This is a genomic window from Streptomyces sp. adm13(2018) (genome assembly GCF_008042145.1).
Taxonomy (GTDB): domain Bacteria; phylum Actinomycetota; class Actinomycetes; order Streptomycetales; family Streptomycetaceae; genus Streptomyces.
Map to the genome: position 1 here is coordinate 35508 of NZ_RDBH01000137.1, position 5534 is coordinate 41041.

Here is a 5534-nt window from a genome sequence, read left to right on the forward strand (position 1 = left end):
ACGACGGTGGAGGAGGGTCCGTTGACGGCGGCGACGGAGATCTGTCCGTGCCAGGTGGTGAGGATGTCTTCGGTCTGGGTCTCGGGGATGCTGAGCCAGGCCATGCCGCCGCCTCCGGAGAGGGCGCGGAGGGCCTTGGAGCGGAGGGCGATGATGCGGGCGCCGTCGTCGAGGGTGAGGCCTTCGGCGACGACGGCGGCGGCTATCTCGCCCTGGGAGTGGCCGATGACGGCGGTGGGGTTGACGCCGCTGGCGCGCCAGAGGGCGGCGAGGGCGATCATCATGGCCCAGGAGGCGGGTTGGACGACGTCGACGCGGTCGAGGCCGGGGGCGTTGTTCTCGGCGCGCAGGACGTCGGTGAGGGACCAGTCGACGAAGGGCGCGAGAGCGGTCTCGCAGTCGGCGATGGTCTGGGCGAAGACGGGCGAGGTGTCGAGGAGTTCGACGGCCATCCCCGCCCACTGCGCACCCTGACCGGGGAACACGAACACGACGGGAGCAGCCGGACCCCGGCCCGGCTTCGCACCGGTGACGGCCGCGGTGACCGGCTCGGCCTCGCGGGAGGCGAGCGCGTCGAGTCCGGCGAGGAGCCCGTCGAGGCCCTCGGCCCCGGAGACGACGGCGCGGGACTCGAAGGCGGAGCGCCGGGTGGCCAGGGAGAACGCCACGTCGGCGGGGCGGATGCCGGGCCGGGCGCGTACCGACGCGGCCAGACGGCCCGCGGTCTCCGCGAGCGCGTCGGCGGAACGCGCCGACACGACCCACGGCAGACCGCCCTCGGGACGCTCGGTCCCGTCCTCGGCGGCCGGCTCGGCGGCCGGCTCGGCGGTCGGGGCCTCCGCCAGGATGACGTGGGCGTTGGTGCCGCTGATGCCGAATGAGGACACGCCGGCCCGGCGGACCCTGCCCTCGGCGGCAGGCCAGGAACGGGCTTCGGTGAGCACCTCGACGCCGCCGGACTCCCAGTCGACGAGTTCGCTGAGCTTGCCGACATTGAGCGAGGCGGGCACTTCGCCGTGCTGGAGGGCCATCACCATCTTGATGACGCCGCCGACGCCCGCGGCCGCCTGGGCGTGGCCGAGGTTGGACTTGAGGGAGCCCAGCATCAGCGGCCGGTCGTTGTCGCGCCGGCTGCCGTAGGTGGCGAGGAGCGCCTGGGCTTCGATGGGGTCGCCAAGGACCGTGCCGGTGCCGTGCGCCTCGACGGCGTCGACATCGGTGAGGGTGAGGCCGGCGTCGGTGACGGCGGCGCGGATGACGCGCTCCTGGGCGGGACCGCTCGGTGCGGTCAGACCGTTGGAGGCGCCGTCCTGGTTGACGGCGGTCCCGGCGACCACGGCGAGGATCTCGTGCCCCAACCGCCGTGCGTCGGATAGCCGTTCGACGACAAGGACGCCGACGCCCTCGGCCCACGCCGTACCGTCCGCGTCCGCCGAGAACGACTTGATGCGGCCGTCGGCCGCGAGGCCCCGCTGACGCGAGAACTCGATGAACGTATGAGGCGTGGACATCACTGCCGCGCCACCGGCGAGGGCCAGCGAGCACTCACCGGACCGCAGGGCCCGCACCGCTAGGTGCAGGGCGACCAGCGACGACGAGCACGCGGTGTCCACCGTCAGGGCCTGGCCCTGCAGACCCAGGGTGTACGCCACCCGGCCCGAGGCGACACTGCCGGCCGTACCGGTCAGGAAGTGCCCCTCGGCCTCCTCCGGAAGCCGGCCCCCACCGCCGTAGTCGTGGTACATCACACCGGCGAACACCCCGGTGTCGCTGCCGTGGAGCGTGCCGGGCTCGATCCCCGCCCGCTCCAGGGCCTCCCACGAGACCTCCAGGAGCAGCCGCTGCTGCGGGTCCATCGCCAGTGCCTCGCGCGGCGAGATCCCGAAGAACGCCGGGTCGAACTCGCCCGCGTCGTGCAGGAATCCACCCCGTCGGACGTACGACGTCCCGGAGTGGTCCGGGTCCGGGTGGTACAGCGCGTCCAGGTCCCAGCCGCGGTCGGTCGGGAAGTCCGAGATCACGTCGCGCTGTTCGGCGACGACCTGCCACAGGCCCTCGGGGGAGTCCACCCCGCCGGGGAAGCGGCAGCCCATGCCGACGATCACGATGGGATCGTCGTCCATCCGCGGCGCGGCGGCCGCGACGGGCTGCGGGGCGGCGCTCTCGGCACGCTCCCGGGCGAGCGAGAGGGTGAAGTCGACGACGGCGGACGGCGTCGGGTGGTCGAAGACGAGGGTCGCCGGAAGGCGCAGGCCCGTCGCGGAGTTGAGACGGTTCCGCAGCTGCACGGCGAGCAGCGAGTCGACCCCGAAGCTCTTGAACGGCTGGTCGGGGTCGATGCCGTCCGCCGAGTCGCGGCCGACGACCGCGGCGAGCTGGGTGCCGACGAGGTCGAGCAGCAGACGGCGGCCCTCCTCCTCGGACAGCCGGCCGAGCTTGCGGCGCAGTCCGGACTCGCCGGAGCGCCGCCGGGGAACCCGTACCAGCGCACGCAGCACCGGGGACAGGGTGCCGTCGAGGGCGTCGGACCGCAGTGCGGCCGGGTCCAGGCGGGCCGGTACGAGCATCGCCGCACCGTCGCCGAGCGCCCGGTCGAGGAGTTCGAGGCCCTGCTCGGTGGAGAGCGGGGCGATGCCGCGGGTCGAGAGGGTGCTCTCGTCCAGGTGACCGGTGAGACCGGTGCGTTCCGCCCACAGGCCCCAGGCGAGCGAGGTCGCGGGACGTCCGGCGGCCCGGCGGCGGGCGGCCAGCGCGTCGAGGAAGACGTTGCCGGCGGCGTAGTTGGCCTGCCCCGGGTTTCCGAGGACGCCCGCCACCGAGGAGAAGAGGACGAACGCGGCGAGGTCCTGGTCGGCGGTGAGCTCGTCGAGGAGCGCCGCGGCGTCCACCTTGGGACGCAGCACCGCGGCGAGCCGGTCCGGGGTCAGCGACTCCACCACCCCGTCGTCGAGCAGGCCTGCGGTGTGGACGACGGCGGTGAGCCGTACGCCGTCGAGCAGTCGGGCGAGCGCGTCGCGGTCGGCGGTGTCGCAGGCGGCGAGGGTGACCTCGGCACCCGAGGCGGTGAGCTCGGCGGCCAGTTCCCCGGCGCCGGGCGCGTCGGCGCCGCGGCGGCTGACCAGGAGCAGGCGGCGGGCCCCGTGCGCGGCGACGAGGTGGCGGGCGACGGAGGCGCCGAGGACGCCGGTTCCGCCGGTGATGAGCACGGAGCCGTCCGGGTCGAGCGGAACGGCGACCGGGTCGACCGGGTCGACCGGGTCGACCGGGTCGACCGGGGCGTGCCGGACGAGCCGCGGAGCGAGGAGCGCGCCGTCCCGCAGGGCGAGCTGCGGCTCGGCGAGTACGGCCCCGGGCACGTCGACGGCGTCGAACGCGGACGCCGGGCCCGTGTCCAACAGGGCGAACCGGTCGGGGTGTTCGGACTGGGCCGTCCGGACCAGCCCCCATACGGTGGCCATGGCGGGGTGCGTCACGTCGGGACCGGCGGCGCCCTCGGTCAGCACCAGCAGCCGGGAGCCCGCGAACCGGGCGTCGGCCAGCCAGCCCTGCACCAGGTCGAGCGCCCAGCCCGCCGCGCGGTGCGCGGCTCCGGCGAGACCGGCCCCCGTGATGTCGGAGCCGTCGGCCAGGTCGGAGCCGGCTGCGCTGTCTGCGCTGTCTGCGGCGTCGGTGTTCTGCGGCGAGCCCGGACATCGTACGGCGACGACCTGAGGCACGGGATCCGGCACCTCGGCCAGCTCGTCCACCAGGCAGACGTCGACGGGGGTCGCGGCGGCCCGGACCGGCTGCCACTCCAGGCGGAACAGCGCGTCGGTGCCGCGCGCCGCCGCCAGGTCGGCGGTGAACGGCCGCATCGTGACCGACTCCGCGGAGAGCACCGGGCGGCCGGAGCCGTCGGTGACGCGCAGACTCACCCCGTCGTCGCTCCGGGGGGCGAGCCACACCCGCAGAGCGTCCGCGCCCTCGCTGAGGCGGGTGACGCCGGACCAGGAGAACGGCAGGACCGTCCCGCCGTCCTCACGCAGCAGACCGACCGCGTGCAGGGCCGCGTCGAGCAGCGCCGGGTGGACCCCGAAGGACGCGGCGTCGAGCTCGGCGGGCAGGCCCACCTCGGCGAAGACGTCACGACCGGAGCGCCAGGCGGCGCGGAGGCCCTGGAAGACGGGCCCGTAGTCGTAACCCGCCTCCGCCAGGGTGTCGTAGCGGGTCTCGACGTCGATCTCGCGGGCGCCGGGAGGCGGCCACGCGGTGAGGTCGAAGTCCGCCGCCTCGTCGTCGGCGTCGAGCAGCGCCGCGGCGTGCCGGGTCCAGGGGAGCGCGGAGTCCGCGTCCTGCGGCCGGGAGTGCACGGCCAGCTCGCGCTGCCCGTCCGCGTTCGTCGGCTCGACGGTCACCCGGAGCTGTACGGCCTCGTCGGGCGACAGCACCAGGGGGGCCTGCAACGTCAGTTCGGCGAGCCGCCGCAGGCCCATCCGGGCGCCCACGGCCATCGACAGTTCCAGGAAGGCCGTACCGGGCAGCAGCACGGTGCCGTGCACGGCGTGGTCGGCGAGCCACGGCTGTGTGTCGAGGCCGAGCCGCCCCGTGTACACCAGACGGTCCTCCTCGACGAGTTCGACCACGGCGCCGAGCAGCGGATGCCCCGCCGGGTTCAGACCGAGCCCGCGGGCGTCCGTCGCGGCCGGTTCGGCCTGGAGCCAGTAGTGCTGGTGCTGGAAGGGGTAGGGCGGGAGTTCGACGGTGTGGGGCTGGTAGGGGTGGAGGAGGGTGGTCCAGTCGACGGTGACGCCGTGGGTCCATGCTTCGGCGGCGGACTGGGTGAAGCGTTCGAGGCTGCCGGTGTTGCGGTGGAGGGTGCCGATGGCGGCTCCGGTGTCGGCGAGGGTTTCGGTGATGCCGGAGAGGAGGACGGGGTGGGCGCTGACCTCGATGAAGACGGTGTCGGGTGCGGCGAGTTGGGTGATGACGTCGGCGAGGCGGACTTTGCTGCGGAGGTTGCGGAACCAGTAGGCGGCGTCGAGTTCGGTGGTGTCGAGGATGTCGCCGGTGACGGTGGAGTGGAAGGTGGTGGTGCCCTGTCGGGGGGTGACGTCCTTGAGTTGGGTGGCGAGGATGTTCTGGATCTCGTCGACGTGTGCGGAGTGGGAGGCGTAGTCGACGGGGATGCGGCGTGCCCAGATTCCGGTGGTTTCGCAGTGGGTGAGGAGTGCGTCGAGTGCTTCGGGTTGTCCGGCGACGACGGTGGAGGAGGGTCCGTTGACGGCGGCGACGGAGATCTGTCCGTGCCAGGTGGTGAGGATGTCTTCGGTCTGGGTCTCGGGGATGCTGAGCCAGGCCATGCCGCCGCCTCCGGAGAGGGCGCGGAGGGCCTTGGAGCGGAGGGCGATGATGCGGGCGCCGTCGTCGAGGGTGAGGCCTTCGGCGACGACGGCGGCGGCTATCTCGCCCTGGGAGTGGCCGATGACGGCGGTGGGGTTGACGCCGCTGGCGCGCCAGAGGGCGGCGAGGGCGATCATCATGGCCCAGGAGGCGGG

The 5534-nt window shown here is 74.0% G+C and carries 1 protein-coding gene; it reads right to left on the minus strand.

From position 1 onward, the window contains the following. Positions 1-5534 (minus strand): type I polyketide synthase (locus EAO70_RS27010; RefSeq protein WP_148005509.1); only part of this gene is annotated, 5534 nt, incomplete at both ends.